The 19956-nt window shown below is 60.0% G+C and carries 11 protein-coding genes and 6 tRNA genes; 13 read left to right on the top strand and 4 right to left on the bottom strand.

The genetic code is table 11. From position 1 onward, the window contains the following. Nucleotides 1-24: 24 nt before the first annotated feature. From Enr8_RS13310 to Enr8_RS25455, 9 genes are all read left to right on the top strand, one after another. A complete protein-coding gene (locus Enr8_RS13310; RefSeq protein ID WP_146432278.1) occupies nt 25-1341 on the top strand; it encodes a DUF1501 domain-containing protein in 1317 nt (438 codons plus the stop codon). A gap of 573 nt (nt 1342-1914) precedes the next feature. Beyond that, the gene (locus Enr8_RS13315; RefSeq protein ID WP_146432280.1) at nt 1915-2508 is read left to right on the top strand and encodes a peroxiredoxin; all 594 of its coding nucleotides are present in this window, start codon (nt 1915-1917) and stop codon (nt 2506-2508) included. 179 nt (nt 2509-2687) lie between these two features. Further along, nucleotides 2688-3926 (top strand): cytochrome-c peroxidase, encoded by a 1239-nt coding sequence (locus tag Enr8_RS13320; protein ID WP_146432282.1) that lies wholly within the window; start codon nt 2688-2690, stop codon nt 3924-3926. Between the two features lie 384 nt (nt 3927-4310). Beyond that, nucleotides 4311-4382, top strand: a tRNA-Phe gene (locus Enr8_RS13325). A gap of 17 nt (nt 4383-4399) precedes the next feature. Further along, complete coding sequence (locus tag Enr8_RS13330) at nt 4400-4690, top strand: hypothetical protein (RefSeq protein ID WP_146432284.1); 291 nt, start codon at nt 4400-4402, stop codon at nt 4688-4690. A gap of 114 nt (nt 4691-4804) precedes the next feature. After that, nucleotides 4805-4879 (top strand) — tRNA-Gln (locus Enr8_RS13335). Between the two features lie 51 nt (nt 4880-4930). Then, nucleotides 4931-5005 (top strand) — tRNA-Asp (locus Enr8_RS13340). Nucleotides 5006-5054: 49 nt separating this feature from the next. Continuing rightward, nucleotides 5055-5132 (top strand) — tRNA-Leu (locus Enr8_RS25450). Between the two features lie 11 nt (nt 5133-5143). Continuing rightward, nucleotides 5144-5225, top strand: a tRNA-Tyr gene (locus Enr8_RS25455). 215 nt (nt 5226-5440) lie between these two features. Here the strand turns inward: Enr8_RS25455 and Enr8_RS13345 are convergent. Continuing rightward, nucleotides 5441-5629: a hypothetical protein gene (locus Enr8_RS13345; RefSeq protein WP_146432286.1), complete on the bottom strand. Its 189-nt coding sequence runs from the start codon at nt 5627-5629 to the stop codon at nt 5441-5443. A gap of 377 nt (nt 5630-6006) precedes the next feature. Here Enr8_RS13345 and Enr8_RS13355 point away from each other — a divergent pair. The 4 genes from Enr8_RS13355 (at nt 6007) to Enr8_RS13370 (ending at nt 10220) form a co-directional block, all read left to right on the top strand. Continuing rightward, nucleotides 6007-6082, top strand: a tRNA-Asn gene (locus Enr8_RS13355). A gap of 431 nt (nt 6083-6513) precedes the next feature. Beyond that, nucleotides 6514-7629: a slipin family protein gene (locus tag Enr8_RS13360; protein ID WP_246120077.1), complete on the top strand. Its 1116-nt coding sequence runs from the start codon at nt 6514-6516 to the stop codon at nt 7627-7629. A 137-nt stretch (nt 7630-7766) separates the two neighbouring features. After that, nucleotides 7767-8165, top strand: a complete 399-nt coding sequence (locus Enr8_RS13365) for a hypothetical protein (RefSeq protein ID WP_146432288.1) — start codon at nt 7767-7769, stop codon at nt 8163-8165. A gap of 219 nt (nt 8166-8384) precedes the next feature. Further along, on the top strand, nt 8385-10220 hold the full coding sequence (locus Enr8_RS13370) for an NPCBM/NEW2 domain-containing protein (RefSeq protein WP_146432290.1): 1836 nt from the start codon (nt 8385-8387) through the stop codon (nt 10218-10220). Between the two features lie 155 nt (nt 10221-10375). On the opposite strand, the gene Enr8_RS13375 is transcribed toward Enr8_RS13370, so the two are convergent. The 3 genes from Enr8_RS13375 to Enr8_RS13385 form a co-directional block, all read right to left on the bottom strand. Next, a complete protein-coding gene (locus Enr8_RS13375; RefSeq protein WP_186767636.1) occupies nt 10376-14953 on the bottom strand; it encodes a DUF885 family protein in 4578 nt (1525 codons plus the stop codon). A gap of 324 nt (nt 14954-15277) precedes the next feature. Continuing rightward, nucleotides 15278-17548 carry a hypothetical protein gene (locus tag Enr8_RS13380; RefSeq protein ID WP_146432294.1) on the bottom strand — a complete coding sequence of 757 codons (2271 nt, stop codon included), beginning with the start codon at nt 17546-17548 and terminating at the stop codon, nt 15278-15280. Nucleotides 17549-17684: 136 nt separating this feature from the next. After that, the gene (locus tag Enr8_RS13385; protein WP_186767637.1) at nt 17685-19406 is read right to left on the bottom strand and encodes a tetratricopeptide repeat protein; all 1722 of its coding nucleotides are present in this window, start codon (nt 19404-19406) and stop codon (nt 17685-17687) included. Between the last annotated feature and the right edge of the window lie 550 nt (nt 19407-19956).

Consider the following 19956-nt stretch of genomic DNA (forward strand, 5'->3'; position numbering starts at 1 on the left):
AGATCAAAACAAGGACGCCTGCTAATGTCCATTCCCAATACCAATCGACGTAATTTCCTGAAGCAATCGGCCGCCGCGGCTGGCGCCCTGGCGATGGCTGGCGGCGTTCCGCTGTTGGCCAATGAAGGCGAACATGCTCATCCCGCCGTGCCGATGGGCAAGGCCGAGCATTGCATCATGGTCTGGCTCGGCGGTGGCGCCGCCCAGATCGATACCTGGGACCCGAAGGCCAAAGGAGACGCCAAGGCCAAGAAGGCTGGCGCCTACTACGACGCGATCGATACCGCGGTCCCCGGTCTGCAGGTCTGCGAACATCTGAAGCGTTGTGCGCCGCTGATGGAACGCTTTAACCCGGTGCGGACCGTCAATCACCATGTGATTGACGAGCACGCAGCGGCGACCAACTTCATGCACACCGGTCGCGACACCTCCGGAACGATCGTCTATCCGTCGATCGGTTCGGTCGTCGCGCATCAGCGCGGCGCCGCCAGCGACATCGCCCCGGCTTATATGCTGATCGGTTATCCGAACGTTACCCGCGGTCCTGGCTTTTTTGGCTCCGCCGCCGGTTACGTTTATCTGACCGATACGGCGCAAGGCCCCAGCGGTCTGGCTCGCATGCCGCACATCTCCGACAGCCGCGCGGCGCGTCGCGAGAACGTGCTCGAGAAACTCCGCAGCCGCTATCTGACCAAGGCCGAAGAGAAGAAGCTGGTCGCCGACTACGCCGAAGCGGGTCAGGCGGCGCTGCGGCTCTCGGGGCCCGAGTTCATGAAGGCGTTCGAGCTGGAGAACGAACCGGACGCGCTGCGTAACAAGTATGGCGGCGAGTTTGGTCAGCGCTGTCTGTTGTCGCGCCGGCTGGTTGAACGGGGCGTCCGCTTTATCGAAGTCTCACACAACCTGAACTTCGTCAACGGCACCGGTTGGGATACGCACAACGAAGGTCAGTTGAACCAGCATCTGCTGATTCAGGAACTGGACGGTGCGATTTCGACGCTGGTGACCGACCTGGAAGAAAAGAAGCTGCTCGACAAGACGCTGATCGTCATCTCCAGCGAGTTCGGCCGCCCGGCCCAGTTCGATGGCGGCGGCGGTCGCGGTCACCACGGCGGCGCCTTTACGGTCGTCTTGGCTGGCGGCGGTTTGCAAACCGGCAAAGCGATCGGCGTGACCGACCACCTGGCGATGAAGATCGAAGATCGTCCCGTTTCGGTCCCCGATATGTTTGCGACGATCTACCAGACGCTCGGCATCAATCCGTACGAAGAACTGTACGCCGGCGATCGCCCAGTGCCGATCACCGACGGCGGAACTCCGATTGCCGAGCTGTTCAGCTAGAGCGTTTTTCTGATATCTGTAGCGTTTCTGGCGTTGGTGAGGCAAGCTGGTCAAGGCGGCCGCAACCAGCCAGAACGATACCGATGGAGGAAAACCGCTCTAACGCGATCGCCAATACACGCAAACTACATCGCCGCCTCCGCGAAGCTATAGCTGCCTGTTGAAAAATGCCCTCGTGGCATTTTCCAACCTCGCCAGGCTCAGAGCGTAGCTCTTCACGGCTCGCAAAATAACGACTTACGTCGCTATTTTGTGATCGCATTCATGCGATCACACAGTCCGTCGAGAAAATCAACGGGCTGATGGTTCTCGCCGGCGGCGTTTTTTCTGCGCTTTCGGCGGATTTCGGATCGCGAGCCCCTTTTTTCACATGAACGGGTTCGAAAATTTGCGGGAATCGCGTCAGGGATTTCCCTATTACCAAAAGTTATCGCAGACATAGCGCGTTAGGCACTTGTCGGATGGGTCTGCGCCCCGTCATGATAGTAGAACCTATCCAACAGCCTATCCAGTCTCGTCCATGGCGAGAAGGTTCCGGCGTACAGCACAAATTCGGACACGGAGACACGAACGATGAGCGTATTGGTCACGAAAGAAGCCCCTGATTTCAAAGCCACCGCGGTGACCGAGACCGGCGAATTCAAAGAAGTCAGCCTGTCGGACTACAAAGGCAAGTACGTCCTGCTCTTCTTCTATCCGCTCGACTTCACCTTCGTCTGCCCGACCGAAATCATTGCGTTCTCGGATCGCATTGAAGACTTCAAGGCGCTGGGCGTGCAGGTCTTGGGTTGCTCGATCGACAGCCACTTCTCGCACCTGGCTTGGCGCAACACGCCTCGTGGCGAAGGCGGTATCGGCGACATCCAGTACCCGCTGGTCGCTGACCTCGACAAGAGCATCGCCACCAAGTACGACGTCTTGCTGCCGGGCGGCATCTCGCTTCGCGGTCTGTTCCTGATCGACAAAGACGGCGTCGTCCGTCACCAGGTGGTCAACGACCTGCCGCTGGGTCGTAGCGTCGACGAAGCTCTCCGCATGGTCAAAGCCCTGCAGTTCTTCGAGACCAACGGCGAAGTTTGCCCTGCTAACTGGAAGGAAGGGGCTCGCACGATCAAACCGACCCCGACCGATTCGAAAGAATTTTTCGGCGCCGAATACGCCGGCTAGATCGGTTGCGCGGCCTCGCCCGCACTCGATCCGACGTATCGGTCAAGGATGAACCACGAAAGAGGCGTCGGCATTTGCTCCGACGCCTTTTTTTACCTATATCCCATTAGCGAGATCTCGCAGGGGATATGTCTCCATTCCTTCCCCACCTTTCCTCTCTCGTTCTGCTAGGAGAACTGATGAAACGCCAACTATCGGGCGCGCTAGCGATTGCTGCCATCGCTTGTACGACCTGTCTGTTCGCCGACGAGCCAGCCGCTAAATCGAACAACGTCACCCTGGGCGATCCGTCGCTGACCGCCGGCATCCCAGGCGAAGGTCCGCTGGAAATCGCCGAGCTGAAGAAATGGCTCGCCGATCCCGCCAACCGCGAAACGCTGGAAGTCGAATTGCCCTACGGCATCGCCGCCCAGGCCGGCAACATCACCGGGATCGACAAGAACCCGATGACCCGCGCCAAGATCGAGCTCGGCCGCCAACTCTACTTCGACAAGCGCCTCTCGGTCGATCAAACGATCAGCTGCGCCGATTGTCATCATCCCAACAGCGGCTGGGCGAAAGAAACGCAGTTCGGCGTCGGCATTCTAGGGCAGCAAGGCAATCGTAACTCGCCGGTCAGTTTTAACCGCATCCTAAGCGGTCCGCAGTTTTGGGACGGTCGGGCGGCGACGCTCGAAGACCAGGCGGTCGGACCGATCGCAAACCCGATCGAAATGGGTTTCACGCATGACGCCTGCATTCTCTGCCTGAAAGAGATCCCGGGCTACGTGCTGCAGTTCAAAGAGATCTTTGGCGACGAAGAGATCACGATCGACGAAGTCGGTAAGGCGATCGCCACGTTTGAGCGTGCCATCGTCACCGGTCCGGCGCCGTACGACTACTACGAAGTGCAGCGGACGTTCGAGAACCAACTGGGCGACGACATCGAATACCTGGAAGAAGACGATCCCGATCTGTACAAGAAGTACACCGCCGCCGTTGATGGGGCGAAGGAAATGTCGGAATCGGCTCGCCGTGGTCGTGAGATCTTCTTCAGCGAAAAAGGAAAGTGCACCGCCTGTCACGCTGGCGCCAACTTCACCGACGAGTTGTACCACAACCTCGGCGTCGGCATGGAGGTTGAGAAGCCGGATCTGGGACGCTACGAAGTGACCAAGGAAGAAAAGGACAAGGGCGCCTTCAAGACCCCGACCCTGCGTAACATCGCTCAGACCGGCCCGTACATGCATGACGGCAGCCAAAAGACGCTGATGGAAGTGGTCGAGTGGTACGCCAAGGGAGGCCACCCCAATCCGTACCTGAGCGACAAGGTCAAAAAGCTAGACCTGACCGAGCAGGACAAGAAAGACCTGGTCGCCTTCATGGAATCGCTGACCGGCGAGTTCCCCGCCGTTGAGACGGAACGCTTGCCGAAGTAGTTCTTGGCCTCGCAAGTAAACGAAAAAGCCCGCTCACCAAGAGCGGGCTTTTTTTGCGCTTCGGGCTACTATTCGCGGGTTCGGCTTCCTTCCCAAGTTTTTTTCTCTCTTGCCTCGAACCTTTTCGGCGCTACGTCGTCTACCTTTGCATACCGCTTGTGCCATGTCTGCCAGCGGGCGAGTGATAGCGACCACCAACCTTTTGCGAGAAAACCTTTCCGCCATGACGTTTTTGCCGCGACAACACGAAGGTAACGCGACCTCAGGCTGCTGCCTGATGCGATCGTTGTATCTCGATTTTCGCTCTCGACGCGGGTGACTTGCGCGGATGTTCTGCACAAGCCCGGGTCGACTATCGACGCCGGGCTTTTTTTGTGCATCTACGGACGAGTAGCTGAGACGGAGTAGCGTCTGGCTGAAAACCAGAAGACGGAGATTCGAGCGCTCCCTCGTCCACTATCAGGAGACGGATGATGAACAGTCAACCTTTGTTTCAACAAGCGATCGCCGCCTGCTTCGAAATTCCCAGTCGGCCGGCGATCCGCTCGGCTCGGATCCGCTTCCGGGGCGGCGCTTCGCAGCGCTACGCCGTGGTGCTGGGACCGCAGGAAGCGGACGAGCCGCAGCGTTTACAGTTTCGCGGCGGCCAAGAGTTGGAGGTCGACCTGCGACCCAGCGGCGTTGGCCAAGACGCCTATGAACTGCGACTCGGAGGCGGTCGCCGGGCTTTGGAAGTCTCGGCCGACTACTTCGACGTGATTTAGCGACTTGAGGCGGCGCGCTCCCAGTGGGTGGGAACAAGCGAGGGAGCGCGCCGCAACGTCCGAAACGACGTTTCGGCCACTTTGATCTTTGACAATTCGGCTAGTGATTGCTGTTGCGAGAGGTTCGCTGTTGGTAGTGATGCCTGACTTTGAATCAGGTTGCCGCTGGTTCGATTCCAGCTCTCGCAGCCTTGTTGGGCTACGATGGTCCGGTTTGTCGCTCGCCCTACAAACGAAAATGCACCTGTGGAACAGTCCGGAATGTTCGCCGCCCTGTCACGGCGGAGGTCGCGGGTTCAAATCCCGTCTGGTGCGCTTAAGAATTCGCGGTAACAAGTTGCCGCGGTTCTCGCTTCCCATTTTCGGCACGGTACGCAAATCTTGGCAAAGCGGCGAAGCTCAGACCTTCGTGACTTTGTGAGTTCGAGTCTCACTCGTGCCACTATCCACTACGCGTCGGCTGGGCATTGGCGAGCCCAAGTGGCTGTAAACCACTCGTTTTCGAACTTTGGCGGTTCAATTCCGTCCCGACACACTCGACTCCCCTTGCTCTACCTTGATGCTCACTGCGGACGAGCCGGAGCTCGACGAAGCCTCATAAGCTTCGGGCAGCGGGTTCGACTCCCGCGTCCGCTATTTGAGAATGACGAATGTCTAACTGCCTGTTGAAAAATGCCCTCGTGGCATTTTCCAACCTCGCCAGGCTCAGAGCATAGCTCTTCGCGGCTCGCAAAATAACAACTTACGTCGCTATTTTGGGATCGCATCCCTGCGATCCAGCAGCCCGTTGAGAAAATCAACGGACTGCCAATGCTGAAACGCAAGACCGAATTGCGTTTTCTTAGCGATCAAACCGCGATTCTTGGGTTCGCTCCAATATTCAAGCTGGGGCGGCGAACAACCATCGAAAGCTACAGAACAACAATAGACATTGGTCATTAGGCATTTCTTCTCTCTCGGCTTGCGAGTGTGCCGGATTCGCACGCAACCTTGCGAAGGTTGTAGGCCAGGTTCGATTCCTGGGTGAGCCGCTTTTTTAACGTCGTCGCTGTTGGACAGCCGGCCGTCTGCAAAACGGCTCGCACGTCGGGTTCGATTCCCGCCGACGTTTTTTTGATGCAAGCATCGAGAGACGCAATACTCCGGCGGCGCTTGGGCCTCTTGTTCAGATTGGTCAAAAGCGTTCCGCGAAAACGGGTTCGACGGTTGCGTTTCTCTTGTGGTCGTCCAAAGGTAGGACGTCGGTTTTGAGGACCGAATGTATGGGTTCGATTCCCATCCACTGCACCAGGAAATGCCCAATGGCATTTCCACCATTACCGTTAGCTCAATGGGTAGAGCACCAGACGATTAATCTGGCTGTAGCAAGTTCGAATCTTGCACGGTTAACCACCGCCTGAAGGGATGCGACGATCGCACGATCAGTCGTCGACGCGGCGTCTTGTCGGTCAACGCAACTACGCTTTTTGGCTTCGGCCACTTGGCGGAGATGCCGAGAATGACACTCGCTTTGTCGGCGGCCCCATCGGTTTGCGGCTTTGCGGGACGAACGGTCCGCATCGATACTGCGTGTTGCCGACCTCTACGGCAAGCGCGTCTGGTTCTTCTTGCGAGAAGAGCGGGCGCTCTCTAAGTGGAAAGACGCTTGACGCTCGCGATGCGCACCGACGATCCCCCGCGGCAAAAGATGGGATCGCAGCGGACGCTTGCATCCTGGATGGCATTTTTCGTACACGCACAATCACGGCCGAATTGCTTTTTCGTTTTCAACCTTTTTGTGGAGATTGCTTCCGATGCGTTAACAGACGAGCGGAGCAGGAGAGATGACGACGATGATGTTTAACCAGCTAATTCAAATCCAAACGTACGAAGCGGGCCTGCACTTTGTCGACGGCGAATTCGTCGGCGTGCTCGCTCCGGGGCGTCATCGCTTGTGGAGCGTCTTCCGCAAGCAAACGGTCGATATCGTCTCGCGGCGCGATCCGTGGCTGCGTCACGACAAGCTCGACGTGATTGCTCGCAGCGGTTTGCTGGGCGATCAGGCCGTGGTCGTCGACCTGACCGAGCACGAGCGGGCCATCGTGATGATCGACGGCCGTTTCGACCGGATCCTGAAGCCGGGCCTGTACGTCTACTGGAACGGTCAGCGCAAGGTCGAGATCGAGCGGTACGACGCGCAAGACGTTCGTCTGCAGCGTAACCACCTGTCGCGCATCGCCCGCGAGTCACTGGTTCGCGCGGCGCTCGACGTCTGCGAAGTGCAGCGGTTCCACCGCGGCGTGCTGTTTTACGACGGCAAGTACGTCGAGACGCTCGACCCAGGCGTTTACGCGTTCTGGCGCGAGACGGTCGACGCCCGCGTCGTCGAGATCGACCTGCGCGAGCAGACGCTTGACGTCGCCGGTCAAGAGATCATGACGGCCGACAAGGTGACGCTGCGGCTGAACCTGGTCGCGACCTACCGCGTGGTCGATCCGCTAAAGGCGGCGGCCGCAACGCTCGACGTGGCGCAGGCCTTGTACCGCGAGACGCAGCTCGCCGCTCGGGCGGTGATCGGCGCTCGCGAACTGGAGGTCTTCTTGTCGGAGAAGGAAAACGTCGCCGACGAGATTGCCGCGATCGCTCGTCGCCGGGCTGAAACGCTTGGTCTAGAGTTGATCACGGTGGGCGTACGCGATGTGATCTTGCCTGGCGAGATGAAGGACCTGCTGAACAAGGTGACGCAGGCCAAGAAGGCGGCGGAGGCGAACCTGATCTTCCGGCGGGAAGAGACGGCCGCGATGCGCAGCCAGGCGAACACCGCACGGCTATTGGCCGATAATCCCACGCTAATGCGACTGCGTGAGCTGGAGGTCTTGGAGAAGATCGCCGCTGAGGGCAAGCTGAACGTGGTGGTTGGCGAGCGCGGCTTGGCCGATCGGATCGTGAACCTGTTGTAGCAACTGGGCGCCTGGAAGTTTCTGCTTTCGGGCGCCCTTTTCCGTTTCTTGCTTCCACCTGACGTGAAGCGAGGCATCGGGTAAATTTGGAAGTGTGCAATGGCCCCTCCCAGATTGTTTCGCAATGGCGCCCTGATATGCCCACCTTAATGATTGTGCTCCGCCGTGAGATTCCCGATGTGCTGCCGTATGTGCATGGCGAAGCGCTGACCGAGCGCGAACACGAAATGACGCAAATCGCGGAGACGCTCGGTGTGACGGCGTTGTCCGCTTTCTTTGGACAGGGCGCTGACGAGACCGATTTCTTTTTGGATGACGAAGAGGAGTTGGGGGAGGAGTTCGATCTGCCGGCTGAAGTTTGGTTTGCCCCGGCCGATGGATTGACGACGATCGCTGCTCTATTGGAACACCTCGCCGCTAAGCCCGACTGCGTTGCCGATAGTCACAAGATTTCGCTGGAATTGCGAGAGTGGCAATCGCTGCTGCAGACGGCGCAGCGGCACCGGGTGAAATGGCACGTCGGCGTCGACTTCTAGTGTCGCAACGTTGCGTGAAGTTCGCAAAGACGAACCGATCGTTTGAGAAACCCAAGCGAAATCAGCGCAAACCTCGGCCCATTAACGAAGAAGTCGCGATAAACCTCGTTGAGAATCAGCTATCTGGCTGGGAAGCGAGACGTAGAATAAAGGGATAGGCGGCGGAAAGCTGGCCGCCTGCCTGCCGAAGTATTCCCCCCCGCCTCGATAAGAAACGTCATGTTGCCAGTCAAGTCTCTCGCCGGTTGCTGCCTGCTCGTTCTCACTTTCGCGTCGCTAGTCGCGGCCGAAGATCTCACTCCCCAACAAGAGATCGACCAGCTCGTTCCCCAGGCGATGAAAATCCTGCAGCAGTGGGAGCAAACCGATCCGGTCGCTGGAGATCGCAAACTGCACGTCGTCTACTGGACTCCCAATGATCGCGAGCCGGCGCCTCGTTACCGCGAACGCCTGTCGGAGATCTTGCTGAACATTCAAAACTTCTACGCCACGGAAATGTCGCGGTTTGGTTTTGGGCCGCGGACGATTCAGCTCGACTTGGCGGAAGACGGCCTGGTCAACCTACACGTCGTCACCGGCGAAGGACCGTACAAGCAGTACGACACGCCCGATGGTCGCCGCATTCGCCAAGAGTGCATCCCGACGCTGCGAGAGGCCGGCATCAATCCTGACGAAGAGACGATCGTCATCTTCTGCAATATGTCGAACTGGGACCCCGAAAAGCGAACCATTCGCCAGAACAGTCCCTACTATGCCGGCGGCAGTCCGACCGGCGGCAACGCCTGGCAAGTCGATTCGCCGATTCTCGAGTTGTCGTCGCTGGCCAACAAAGGGGACAACGTCCGCGATGGCCAGTATGGCGACATCTCGCTGGGTAAGTACAACTCGATCTTCATTGGCGGCGTTTGCCACGAACTGGGACACTCGCTCGGCCTGCCCCATTGCAAGGAACGCCCCGACCAGAAAGAAGCGTTCGGTACGGCGCTGATGGGGTCGGGCAATCGCAGCTACGGCGATGATCTGCGGGGCGAAGGTCGCGGTACGTTTCTGACGCTGGCTCATGGGCTGAAGTTGGCGTCGCACCCGCAGTTCTCCGGTTCGATCAAAGGTCTTAGCTCCAAGAGCGACGCCCAAGTAGAGATCCTGGATGTGGAAGAAGTGGACGGCGCCGTGCAGTTGACCGGCCGCGTCACCGCCAACCCGCCCACCTATGCTGTGCTGGGGTATCTCGATCCGGACGGACATAGCAACTACGACGCCAACACGGCGGTTGCTGTGCCCAACGAAGCGGGCGAGTTCACTTTGCGCTATCGTCCGCTGACGCCCAATTTTCAGGGGCGGATACGGATCGACGTGTGTCAGGTCAATGGCGCCGCGACGACCTACGCCGGCGATAATTCGCGGTGGGGATTCGACCTGACGACCGATAGCAACGCCAAGCCGCAATTGAAGACGATTCGTCAAAAGCTGAAACTGCTGCCGCTGATCGAAGCGGTGAAGTCGAAAGACGAGAAGCGCATCGCCGAGCTACGCGAACAGCTAGCGGCTGCGGACGACAAGCTGGTTGCCGAAGTCGCCAAACGCTTGTCGGCGCCCAGTAAAGCGAAGCGTCCCTATATTTCGCCGCTGTACGTGCCGAAGGAAGTGACCGAAGTTCCGCTTTCCGATTGTCAGCCCGAAACGGCGCATGTCGGGTATGGCCGCGTGGCCTACGATCACGTTCCCGGCGATCAGATGTTGATGGAAGCTCGCGGTCGGATTTTCCCCCACGGCATCTGGGCTCATGCTCCGGCGCAGCACACCTACGACCTGGGCGGCGCTTGGGATAACTTCTCCGGCACGGTAGGACTGGCCGGAACCGACGGTTCGGTCGTCTTTGTGATCAACGCGGATGGAAAAGAGCTCTATCGTAGTCCCAAAATCGAGGCGGGCCGGTTGCACGACTTTTGGGTCGAAGTGACCGACGCCGCTCGATTGGAACTGGTCGTCGAAGATGGCGGCGACGGCAATACCCGCGACTGGGCGATGTGGTTGGAACCGGTGTTGGGGCGGTAGCGGATTGGGGCCGCATTTGTAGGGTGGGTGGAGCAAGCGCGCACCGGCCGTTTCCATTGATGGAGCGCAAGTCGCTTGCGCAACCCACCTTCTTCTTGCGACCGCATTGTTGGGTTTCGCTGCGCTGCACCCAACCTACGAAGCGCCTGGCGAACTTAGTTCGCCGCCGCTTCCGCTTTCTCGAACTCGTAGTAGTTCCACGCGGGGCGATAGTCTGCGGTCAGTTCGTTTTGCATCAGGATATCGCGGACGATCGAGATCGGGGCGAAGTTCTGCCGCATGATCGCGTCGTGGAACTGCTTGTCGGTCATCTCGCCCGAGTCGACCAGTTGGCGGTGCAGCGAACGAAGCTGCAGGCCGCCTAGCATGTAGCCTGCCTGGTAGAGCGGCGGATAGCTGGTTCCGACCGACCGGCGAACTTCGGCGGCGGCGTTGGCCGGCTCAAAGCCGACGCGGGCCACCAGCAGATCGACGCATTGCTGCGGCGTCAACTTGCCCAGGTGAAAGCCGAGCGAAAAGGTGATCCGGGCACAACGATGCGAACGCCACACCAGAAAGCCGATTCGGTCTTCCGGCGACTTCGGGAAATCCTTGTCATACAACAGCATTTCCCAGTACAGCGCCCAACCTTCGAGCCAGAACGGCGTGCGGAACAGCTCGCGATGGCTGCGATGCCGATTGTTCATGAACCCCTGCATGTGATGTCCAGGGATCAGCTCGTGATGAACGGTCGCGCGAGCGAACGGAATGTTGTTGCCGCGGAGGCTTTGCAGCTTGTCTTTGTGCGTCATCGTGTCGGTCGGAAACGAGACGCTGATCACTTCGCCGCCAGTGAAGAACGGATTCACCAGCTGCCGCTCCGGCGTCATCATCTGCATCCGCCAGGTCTCTTCGGCCAGCGGCGGAATCGACATCAGTTCGTGCTCTTTCAGAAAGGCGATCGCTTCGTCGGAGAGCATCTTGATCAGTTGCGGCTGCTCGCCGGGGGCGACATGCATCCGCTTGACCTTCTCAACCGCCGCTTGCCAATCGTCGCCGCAGCCCATCTCCCGCGACGCTTTCAAGATCTCGGCCCGACACCACGCATATTCCTGCTCGGCGATTTCCATCAGCTGTTCCGGCGTGTACGGAATCATTTCGTGCTGCAGTTCCAGCAACAGACGCTCGCGGCCCACCGGCGTGCCCTTGATGCCGCTTTCGTCGGTGCTCTCCGAACCAATCGTGTCAGCGCCGCGAGCCTTGAGCTCGGCCAGCTGGATCTGGTAATCGAGTTCGTTCCGAAGCAAGACGTAGTCGAACTGATCGTCCTTTGATAGCGAGTCGAAGTCGTACTGGTCGAGCAAATCGCGCCACGCGGCGTAAATCTCGGCCCAGTCGCTGTCGCTCCGCTGCTGCTCGCGACGGCGGCCCCAGCGCGAAATATCTTGGCGATAAACGCGAATCGCCGCTTCCAACTTGCCGACCGGCGGCGAAACAAGCGGCTCTAGCGCCGGCGCGTCACTGGCCGCAGGGGCAGCGGTGATCAACGTCTGCAGCGCCGCGTCGTCTAGCGGTTTGACTTCGGGGCGGCGAGCGCGTTCTCCTTTTTTCGGCTCTGGCGTCGTCGATTTCAGCAGCGCGACGTAGGCGGTCAGTTTCGCTTCGGCGTCGGCCATCGGCTGTTTCACCCACCAAGTGAACAGCGGGTCGTAACCATCGTAAAAGCGATACCACTCTTGTAGCGCCTTCTGCAAACGATCGGCACGCCGGGCGGCGGCGCCCAGTTGCTCTAGATCATAGGAAGCGATTTCCGGAGCGGTCTGCTGGTGGACCGCGGCGGTTTGCTCGGCGATTTTTACGACGTCAGCGGCCGCCTGCTGCGGATCGATCTTGGCGAACTCTTGCCGAGCTTCGACCATCGGGATGATCGTTTCGGCGAAGGGAAAGAACTGGGCTAGTTCAGTCGACTCTGTTTGGTCCTGAGCGACTTCGGCCAAGCGATCGACGACCTCCTGACGTAAGCCTGCCAGCAGCTCTTGTTCCGGCGAGGTCAGCGATTCTGCGTCATACGCATCAAGCTTTTTCACCCAATCGCAATAGAAGCCGAGCATCCGCTGCTGGCGAGCGGGCGACTCGCGTAGCGTGTAGCGTCGTCCCAGACTTCCTTGATCGGCGTTGAAGCGTTCGCGGAGACGAATCACCCGATTGCCGGCCGCTTCGATCCGGCTTTGATCGATCGTGTAACCGGGATTAGGCTCTTTGGCGTCGGCCTTTGGGCCGCTTGGTTCCTTGTTCATCAAATGTTCGACGAAAAAATCATTGCGACGGCGACGTCCATAGGTTCCGCCAGCCGAATGCCCGACGCCTGGCATGACCAGCAGGTCAAAATCTTTGTCGGCTTTGATCAGTGCGTCGGCGAAGCGGAGCGTCGACTCGGGCGGAACATTGTTGTCCATCTCGCCGACGATCAGCATCAAGGCGCCTCCCAATTTGGCGGCGTTGTCGATGTTCGAGCACTCGGAATAGTGGGGACCAACCGGATAGCCCATCCATTGCTCATTCCACGAAGCTTTGTCCATCCGGTTGTCATGGCAGCCGCACGAAGCGACGGCCGCCTTGTAAAAGTCGGGATGGAACAACACCGCCGCGGCGGCGTTCTGTCCACCGGCCGAGGTGCCGTAGATGCCGACCCGCGAAACGTCGAGGCCAGGGTCTTTCTCCGCCGCCGCTTTCATCCAGGCGATGCGATCCGGGAAGCCGGCGTCTTTCAGGTTCTGGAAGCAGACGTCATGAAACGCTTTCGAGCGGCCGGTGGTTCCCATGCCGTCGAGCTTCACCACCACAAAGCCCAGATCGTGTAGATCGCGGTAATAGTTGTTGGCGTTGAATTTCTTCGGCGTGTGGAAGTTGTGCGGTCCGGCGTAGATATCCTCGATGATCGGGTACTTCTTGCTGGGATCGTAATCGCGGGGGCGATAGATGTTGCCCCAGATATCGGTCTTACCGTCACGTCCCTTGGCGACGAAATGCTCCGGCAAACGAAAGCCTGCTTTGACGAGCTCCGAGATGTCCGCTGCTTCCAAGGGGCAAACTAGCGTGCCGTCGCTGGTGCGACGGAGTTCGGTCTTGGGCGCCATGTCGACGCGCGAGTAGCGATCGATCAAATACTTGCCGGTCGGCGAATATTCAACTTCATGCGTCCCGTCTCCTTCGGTGAGGATCGTCAGATCGCTGCCGTCGAAATTGACGCGGCAGTAATGGACGAAGTACGGATCTTGCCCCTCATGAATGCCGCCGGCATGAAACCAGATTTGGCGCTTCTCTTCGTCGATCCGATCGATGCCGCGCACGACCCACGCGCCTTGGGTGATCTGGTTTTTTAGCTCACCGGTCTTAGCGTCGTGAAGGTAGAGGTGACGCCAGCCATCTTCTTCCGAGCAATAGATGAATTCGTCATCGCCGAGCCACGTGATTTGACGGAGGCCTTGTCCCTCGGTATGGATCGTCCAGATGAACGTTTCCGATTTCTCGTCGATCAGATTGCGGACCGCTCCGGTCTGCAGGTTGATTTCGACCAGGCGAAATCGTTGGTGTCCGCGATCGACCTGTTCATAGGTCGCCGTTTCGCCGCGGATGCGGAAACGCGGCATGCCGAAGTCGACGACATCGGCGTCGCAGGCGATTTCGGCCTGCTTGGCGACGTCGAATAGATGAATGTCGAAGGCGTCAAACTTGTCGCCGGGCAGCGCGTAGCGACTGGTGTGCAGTTTTGCGCGGCCTCCTTCCTTGGGAGAGGATTCGATGCGATAGACTTCACCACGGTCGCCGGGCGTCGTCTTCAGCGCGATCAGCGTTTGCGAGTCGGGCGACCATTGCAACTGACCATAGCTCGACTTCGCGTCGCCATCGGTGGTCAGCGTCGTCTCGTCGCCGCTTTCGACGTTTTTGAGCACGACGTTGTTATCGCGAATCTGGACCGTCCACTTGCCGTCGGGCGAGCGATCACGCGGCGTCCGCGGACCACGACCGGGCCCGCCGCGCCGGCGACGCGGACCAGGTTCGACAGGGTTGGAGTTGTCGATCGTAGCGAAGTCGGACCGCGCGGTTGCGCGGAACACGATGACCACGTCGCCGCTGGCGGTCCGGGCTTCCCAGACATGATTGACGAACGTGTGTTGCTTCCGCTGCTCTCCGGGGCCAAGCTTGCCATACGACGCCGGTCGTCCCGACGAATTGATCCAGCTCAGCTCGACCGGCTCTTCCAGACGATTGCGAAAGGTGATCGTCGTTTCGGTTTGCGAACCTCCACTCGGCAGACGCCGCGGTAGACGTTCCATTTCTAGTTCGGCTGCTAGTTGGTCTGGCTTGGACTGCGTCAGTTCGTAAGAGGTCAGATCGCAGCTCCACGAGTCGTCTCCGACTTGGAAGAAGACCTGCTGACCATCGTCCCGAAACGAGAGGCGCCGGATCGGCAGGGCGTCCGCTTTCGCGTCTTTGACGCCAGCTGCGGTGAGGGCGGCGGCCAGCTTGGCGTGATCAAACGCCGGGCGGCGCTCCCCTTTTTCGGCGTCGATCAGGATGTACTCGGCCTTGCCGCCAGGCAGGTCGTTCTTGTACCAGCAGAAGGCGTCATCGGCGAACCAGTGGGGACGGATCTCCATCTTGTAAGCGGTCGGACGTTGAGCCAGCGACGTCGCGACCATCAACAGCAAACATCCGACGGCCGCGATCCGCAGTCTTCCAGAAAAGGGCATCCACACGCTCCTAGGCATATACTTCAAGTGCTGGAAGACGAACGTCTACCAACGCGGGGGGGCAGTTCATCAGGGGCGGATTCTAGGCTAAATCCATCTATCAATCATGGCACGAGGCCATGCTTTTGTACACAACTTCTTGCCAAAAAGAACTAGAAACAGTGTTACCCGTTTGTCAAAGATTTTCCCGTTTTTGAGCCTCTTTGTCGACTATTGCAAGCCGTTGACGGTTACCCGCGAAGAGCGGGGCGGGTGACGTGGATCGGCAGGACGGCGTTCTTCACCTTCGCTAGTTCCTCGGCGAAATCGAGCAAACTTGCCAAGCTAGCGAGGGCTTTTCAGTGGAAGCGAGACCTCGTTGCTAACCACCTCGCCGCTTTCCTTTTCGCTGCGCGCGATCAGTTTGACGTCGGCTAAGGCATCGGCCGTCATGCCGGCAGGCAGCTTGATTTCGATCACGTAATCGCTCTTGTCGGCGGGAACTTCCACTTCGGCGGCCGTTGCGCCGACCGGCAAACCTTCCAGTGTGATCTTGGCGACTCCTTGAAAGCCTGCGGAGCGAACCAGCTTGCCTTGAACGCGGTAGACCGATTCGCCGGCAAGTTGCAGAAAGATCGGTGATGATAAGGAGAATCGCTGGGCCGTGGTGGTCGCCGTCGCCACCACCTGTTTCTTGTCATCTGCCAACAACTCGGCGGCGATCGCCAAATCCCAACTGCGATCGGCCAGGTCCTGCGGCGCCGCAATCGTGACGACAGCGTCGGTTTGATCGGCCGGGATGACGACTTCCTCGGCCAAGCGCAACATGCGGTCAACGTCATTGACCTTAATCTTCTTTTTCGCGTCCTTGGGATCGGCGACTTCCTTTTGCGGCGCGATCTGCGTCGTCAGCAGCTTCAAGCGAACCGGTCCTTTGGCGCCTTCGCTGCGGACAATCTGCACATTGGCGTGGATCGTCTTGCCGAGCGACAGCTTGTCGCTGGAATAGTCGCTAGTCAGCGCCACACGCAGCTTGGGCTGAGCGATGACGCCAAGTCCGATTTTCACCTGCTCGTTTGTGACATAGCCTTTGTCGCTGGTTTGCGCAAGTACATGGCGGACGACATCGCGGTCGCCAATCTTGGCGCTGCCGATCAGCCGAGCGACGGCGAACTTGCCAGGCGCTGCGGCGGTGACCGAGAGAAGCGTTGAGGTGGCGCCTGGGGGAATGGTGGCGCCTGCGAGGTCAAACCCGCCGGCTTCGCCATCCCAGGTAAGTTCAATCGGCCCGCCATAGCCGCGGCGCTGGACGTGGATCGGAATGGTCAGCACGCCTCCGGCGGGGACGTTCCAGAGGTTGGCGTCGGCAGAGAGCGTAAAATTGCCGACCGACAGCGGCGTCACTTCGATCCGGTAGACGAACTCTGGGCCATAGCGTCCCTGCAAGTCGCGAAGTGCAATGACCAGCTTGTTGACGTCGGCCGGAACGTCAACGGTCAGCCCGGGGTCGGCGGTGGCGGCCTGATCGTCGCTCGAGCCAAGTCCGCCACCTTGCGACTTGTGAACCTCAAGCACGCCGTCGGTCGGCGCGCCCAACCTTTGGGCCAACACTTCGACGCGGTACTTCTTGCCCGGCTCGACCGGCACGACGTACTCGTCGCGCTCTCGCTCGCCACTGAAGCGTCCATTAATGGAAACCGGCGCCGCAGGCGTTTCGATGCGCTCGCCTGGCTTCTGCCGCTGTTCGACAAACTCGGCCGATTGACTGACCAACAAACGTGGCGCGACGCCTGTGAAATGGGACGCAGCGATTTTGGGCGATGTGGTAGGGGCGAAGCTGGTCGCCCTGCCGCTGGTGAGCTGCTGGCTATCCAGGTTGGTAAAGATTGGCTGCACGTAGCCGCTTGCCTTACGGGCGACTCCCAAGGGATAGGCCAAATCGGCATAGCGCAAGTCGCCGACTTTCAGCCGAAAGTAGCCGGGGTTCCCTCCCTTGTAGAGCGCGTCTTGCAGTTGTATGACGTATTGCCCGTCGTGGGGCAGCACGAAGTCGAGTCGGGCGTCGCCGTTGATCGAATCGTGTTGCGGTGAGAAAGCGACTTGAACGCCGCGATCATCAAGCAAGCGAATCACCGGCCGCAATTTGCTGTCGAGCCGCCGCGATTCGACGTCGACGACGAGTCGTTCGCCTTGTTTACCGGCCAGCGTCGTTTTAAGCAGTTGAGCGCCAGCCAGGTTGCCGGTCATCGCGGTCGGCCGCTGATCGATCTGCTCGGCGAACGTCGCTTGCGGCAAGTCGTCGACGCCGATCTTCACCGGGGCCGAGATCCCAGCGTCGCTGGCAATCCGCAGCGTCTGGATGCCCGGCGAAACGTCAGCCGGCAGGGTGACGTCAAACGTCAGCTTGTCCGCTTTGGCGTCGCCGACCAGCTTCGCAGTACCGCCGGCGGGCAGCAACAGCTGCGGCTGCGGCGCTAGACTCGAGCCTGCGATGGTGACGCGGGTGACGCCGCCGATCTGGAGTCCCCGCGGCGTGATGTTGCGGATCGTCGGTGCGCTCCAAGCGAGCGTGGCGGACAGCGTGAAGACGAGCGAAAGCGTGGCGGCGCGCAGCATGGCGGAAGCTCTCTAGCAGAAGACCAAGACAGGCGGGCGAGTGAGGTGGGCGCAAAAAAAGGACGCCGGGGATTATCCCGACGTCCAGTATTTTAGACGATTTGGCGCCTTGAGTCCCGCAAATTATGGCGAGGGCTTATTTGGCGAAAGGATCGGCGAACGGGTCCGAATCATCGGTCGCCGGGGCGGCCGGTTTCTCATCGGAGTCGGTCGCTTCCTTGACGCTGGCGTTCTCACTGTCGGCGACTTCGTCTTCGGGCTGTTCCATCTCGGTGGTCGCCGGGGTGACGGCCGGGCCGAAGTTATCTTCCTGCGGGGCGCCGGTGCCGAATGGATCGTTGATCACCGGTTGCGCCGGGGGCGAAACGAGCGCCGGTTCGACGGTCGGCGTCGGCTTCAGCGAGGCCGGAGTCGCGAACGGATCGTCACTGGCCGCCGGAGCCGGTTTCATCGCCGAAGGAGCGGTCCGCGGCGCCGGAGCGGCAAACGGATCGTCCGAGGGAGTCATCGGAGCGGTCGGCTTGGTCGGCGTCATCGGCTTGGCCGGAGCCGCAAAGGGATCGGCGAACGGATCATCCGAAGCCGGGGTCGCCGGCTTGGTCGGAGTCATCGGAGCGCCGAAAGGATCATCCGAGGACGGAGCAGCCGGCTGGGTCGGAGTCATGGGCGTCATCGGGGCGGCAAACGGATCATCTGCAGCCGGAGTGGCCGGTTTGGTCGGAGTCATCGGACCGCCGAAGGGATCGGTGCTGTCGACCGGGGTTGGCTCAATGGCGGCCGGCTCGGTCGTTTGCGGCGGGTTCGACCCAGCGGCAAACGGATCATCGGTCGCCGGAGCGGCCGGAGCCGATTCCATGGCGGGTTCGGTCGGCGCGGCGAAGGGGTCGTCCTTCAGCGGCAGCGGAGCGCCCAGGGCGTCTTCGCCTGCTTTCGGGGCGTCGGTCACGGGGGCGGCGAACGGATCAGCCGCCGGCGTCGCTTTCATGTCGGCGCCAGCGCCATTGCCGAAGGGATCGGTGCTGTCGACCGGGGCTGGCTCAATGGCGGCAGGTTCGGTCGTTTGCGGCGGGTTCGACCCAGCGGCGAACGGATCATCGGTCGCCGGAGCGGCCGGAGCCGATTCCATGGCGGGTTCGGTCGGCGCGGCGAAGGGGTCGGCGGCCGGAGTCGCTGGCGTCGCCGGAGCGCCAAACGGATCGCTGCTGGCCGGGGCCGGAGTGGTCGGAGTCGCAGGGGCGCCAAACGGGTTGTCCTCACCCATGGGCGGGCTGGTCATTTCTGGTTCGACCGGGGCCGGCGAGCCGGGTTCGATCGCTTCGCCGCCGCCGAACGGATCGGTCGGGTCCGAAGCTTTCGGCTCGATCGGTAAATTGGCGCTCGCTTTGGCGGCGCCGCTACCACGGAGGACATCCTCTTCGGCCGCTTTCCGCATTTCGTACCGTTGGCGTTCCCAAGCTTTCTGAGCCATGAACTGCTCAACGCGAATCTTCTGGCGATAGTCTTCCAGCTTCAGTCGGGCTTCGCCTTGAACGCGCTCCAGCGACTTGCCGACGTTGTACGAGCGATCGGCGCTCAGTTCGAGCTTGGCGCCTTCGGCAAAGTCGAGTTCGGCCTGTTCGGGACGGCCCATGTTCCACAGTGCGAGCCCGCGATAGTAATAGGCGCGGGGATCTTTCGACCCTTGCTCGATGGCGGTCGACAACGTCGTAAACGCGTCCGACATTTGACCGCGATTGTATTGATGAACCCCGTGGCCATAGAGCTCGACGACGACCGGTTCTTGAGCCGAACTCACGCACGGGGTTCCGAACCACAGCAGTGCGGCGACGGCTGACGCCGAGACAACGTTCCTCGTCATCAAAGGAATCTCCCTACAGATTCAAAGCGGAGCAGTGGATGTGACATGTCAGACAAGCGAAAAGTTGGACCAAGTTGTTGGCGGCCCGGAGGTTGGAAGTGGAACTCATCCTGAGAAAAAAGTCACCCAAAAGCGGACTTTAGCGATCCATTGCACCGCAGGGAAAACGCGGCAACTTCCAGCCAATATCGTAGTTGCGCCAGATGGCCAACACAAGCAAACGCCCCGACTAAGACAAAATCGCCGCCAGAACCCGCCAATCGGGGCATGCTGACCGCTACGACGCATCCAAGCTGGGGGATGTTTTGGGGGGAAAAGCGGAAAGTGGAGAGCGGAAAGTGGACTTGGGACCTGGCCAAACATGGGACCCGGGACCGTCCTCTTTTTTCTTCCGCCACAGACCGGGCGGAGTGATGCGATCTGGGGAGACTTCACTCTTCAGACGCTACCTGGCAATCGACCAAAGATTGCGTGCGCTTTATCAAGCAAAAGAAGCGCGTAGCTGCGGGGATTCGGAAGTTGCCGGATCCCGGCCTATTTCGGATCGACC

Origin of the sequence: Blastopirellula retiformator (assembly GCF_007859755.1) — a bacterium.
Taxonomy (GTDB): domain Bacteria; phylum Planctomycetota; class Planctomycetia; order Pirellulales; family Pirellulaceae; genus Blastopirellula; species Blastopirellula retiformator.

Bases quoted from the DNA above. Each gene is read 5' to 3' on its own strand.
- Enr8_RS13310 (WP_146432278.1), top strand. From the start codon at position 25: ATGTCCATTCCCAATACCAATCGACGTAATTTCCTGAAGCAATCGGCC.
- Enr8_RS13315 (WP_146432280.1), top strand. From the start codon at position 1,915: ATGAGCGTATTGGTCACGAAAGAAGCCCCTGATTTCAAAGCCACCGCG.
- Enr8_RS13320 (WP_146432282.1), top strand. From the start codon at position 2,688: ATGAAACGCCAACTATCGGGCGCGCTAGCGATTGCTGCCATCGCTTGT.
- Enr8_RS13330 (WP_146432284.1), top strand. From the start codon at position 4,400: ATGAACAGTCAACCTTTGTTTCAACAAGCGATCGCCGCCTGCTTCGAA.
- Enr8_RS13345 (WP_146432286.1), bottom strand. From the start codon at position 5,629: ATGACCAATGTCTATTGTTGTTCTGTAGCTTTCGATGGTTGTTCGCCG.
- Enr8_RS13360 (WP_246120077.1), top strand. From the start codon at position 6,514: ATGACGACGATGATGTTTAACCAGCTAATTCAAATCCAAACGTACGAA.
- Enr8_RS13365 (WP_146432288.1), top strand. From the start codon at position 7,767: ATGCCCACCTTAATGATTGTGCTCCGCCGTGAGATTCCCGATGTGCTG.
- Enr8_RS13370 (WP_146432290.1), top strand. From the start codon at position 8,385: ATGTTGCCAGTCAAGTCTCTCGCCGGTTGCTGCCTGCTCGTTCTCACT.
- Enr8_RS13375 (WP_186767636.1), bottom strand. From the start codon at position 14,953: ATGCCCTTTTCTGGAAGACTGCGGATCGCGGCCGTCGGATGTTTGCTG.
- Enr8_RS13380 (WP_146432294.1), bottom strand. From the start codon at position 17,548: ATGCTGCGCGCCGCCACGCTTTCGCTCGTCTTCACGCTGTCCGCCACG.
- Enr8_RS13385 (WP_186767637.1), bottom strand. From the start codon at position 19,406: ATGACGAGGAACGTTGTCTCGGCGTCAGCCGTCGCCGCACTGCTGTGG.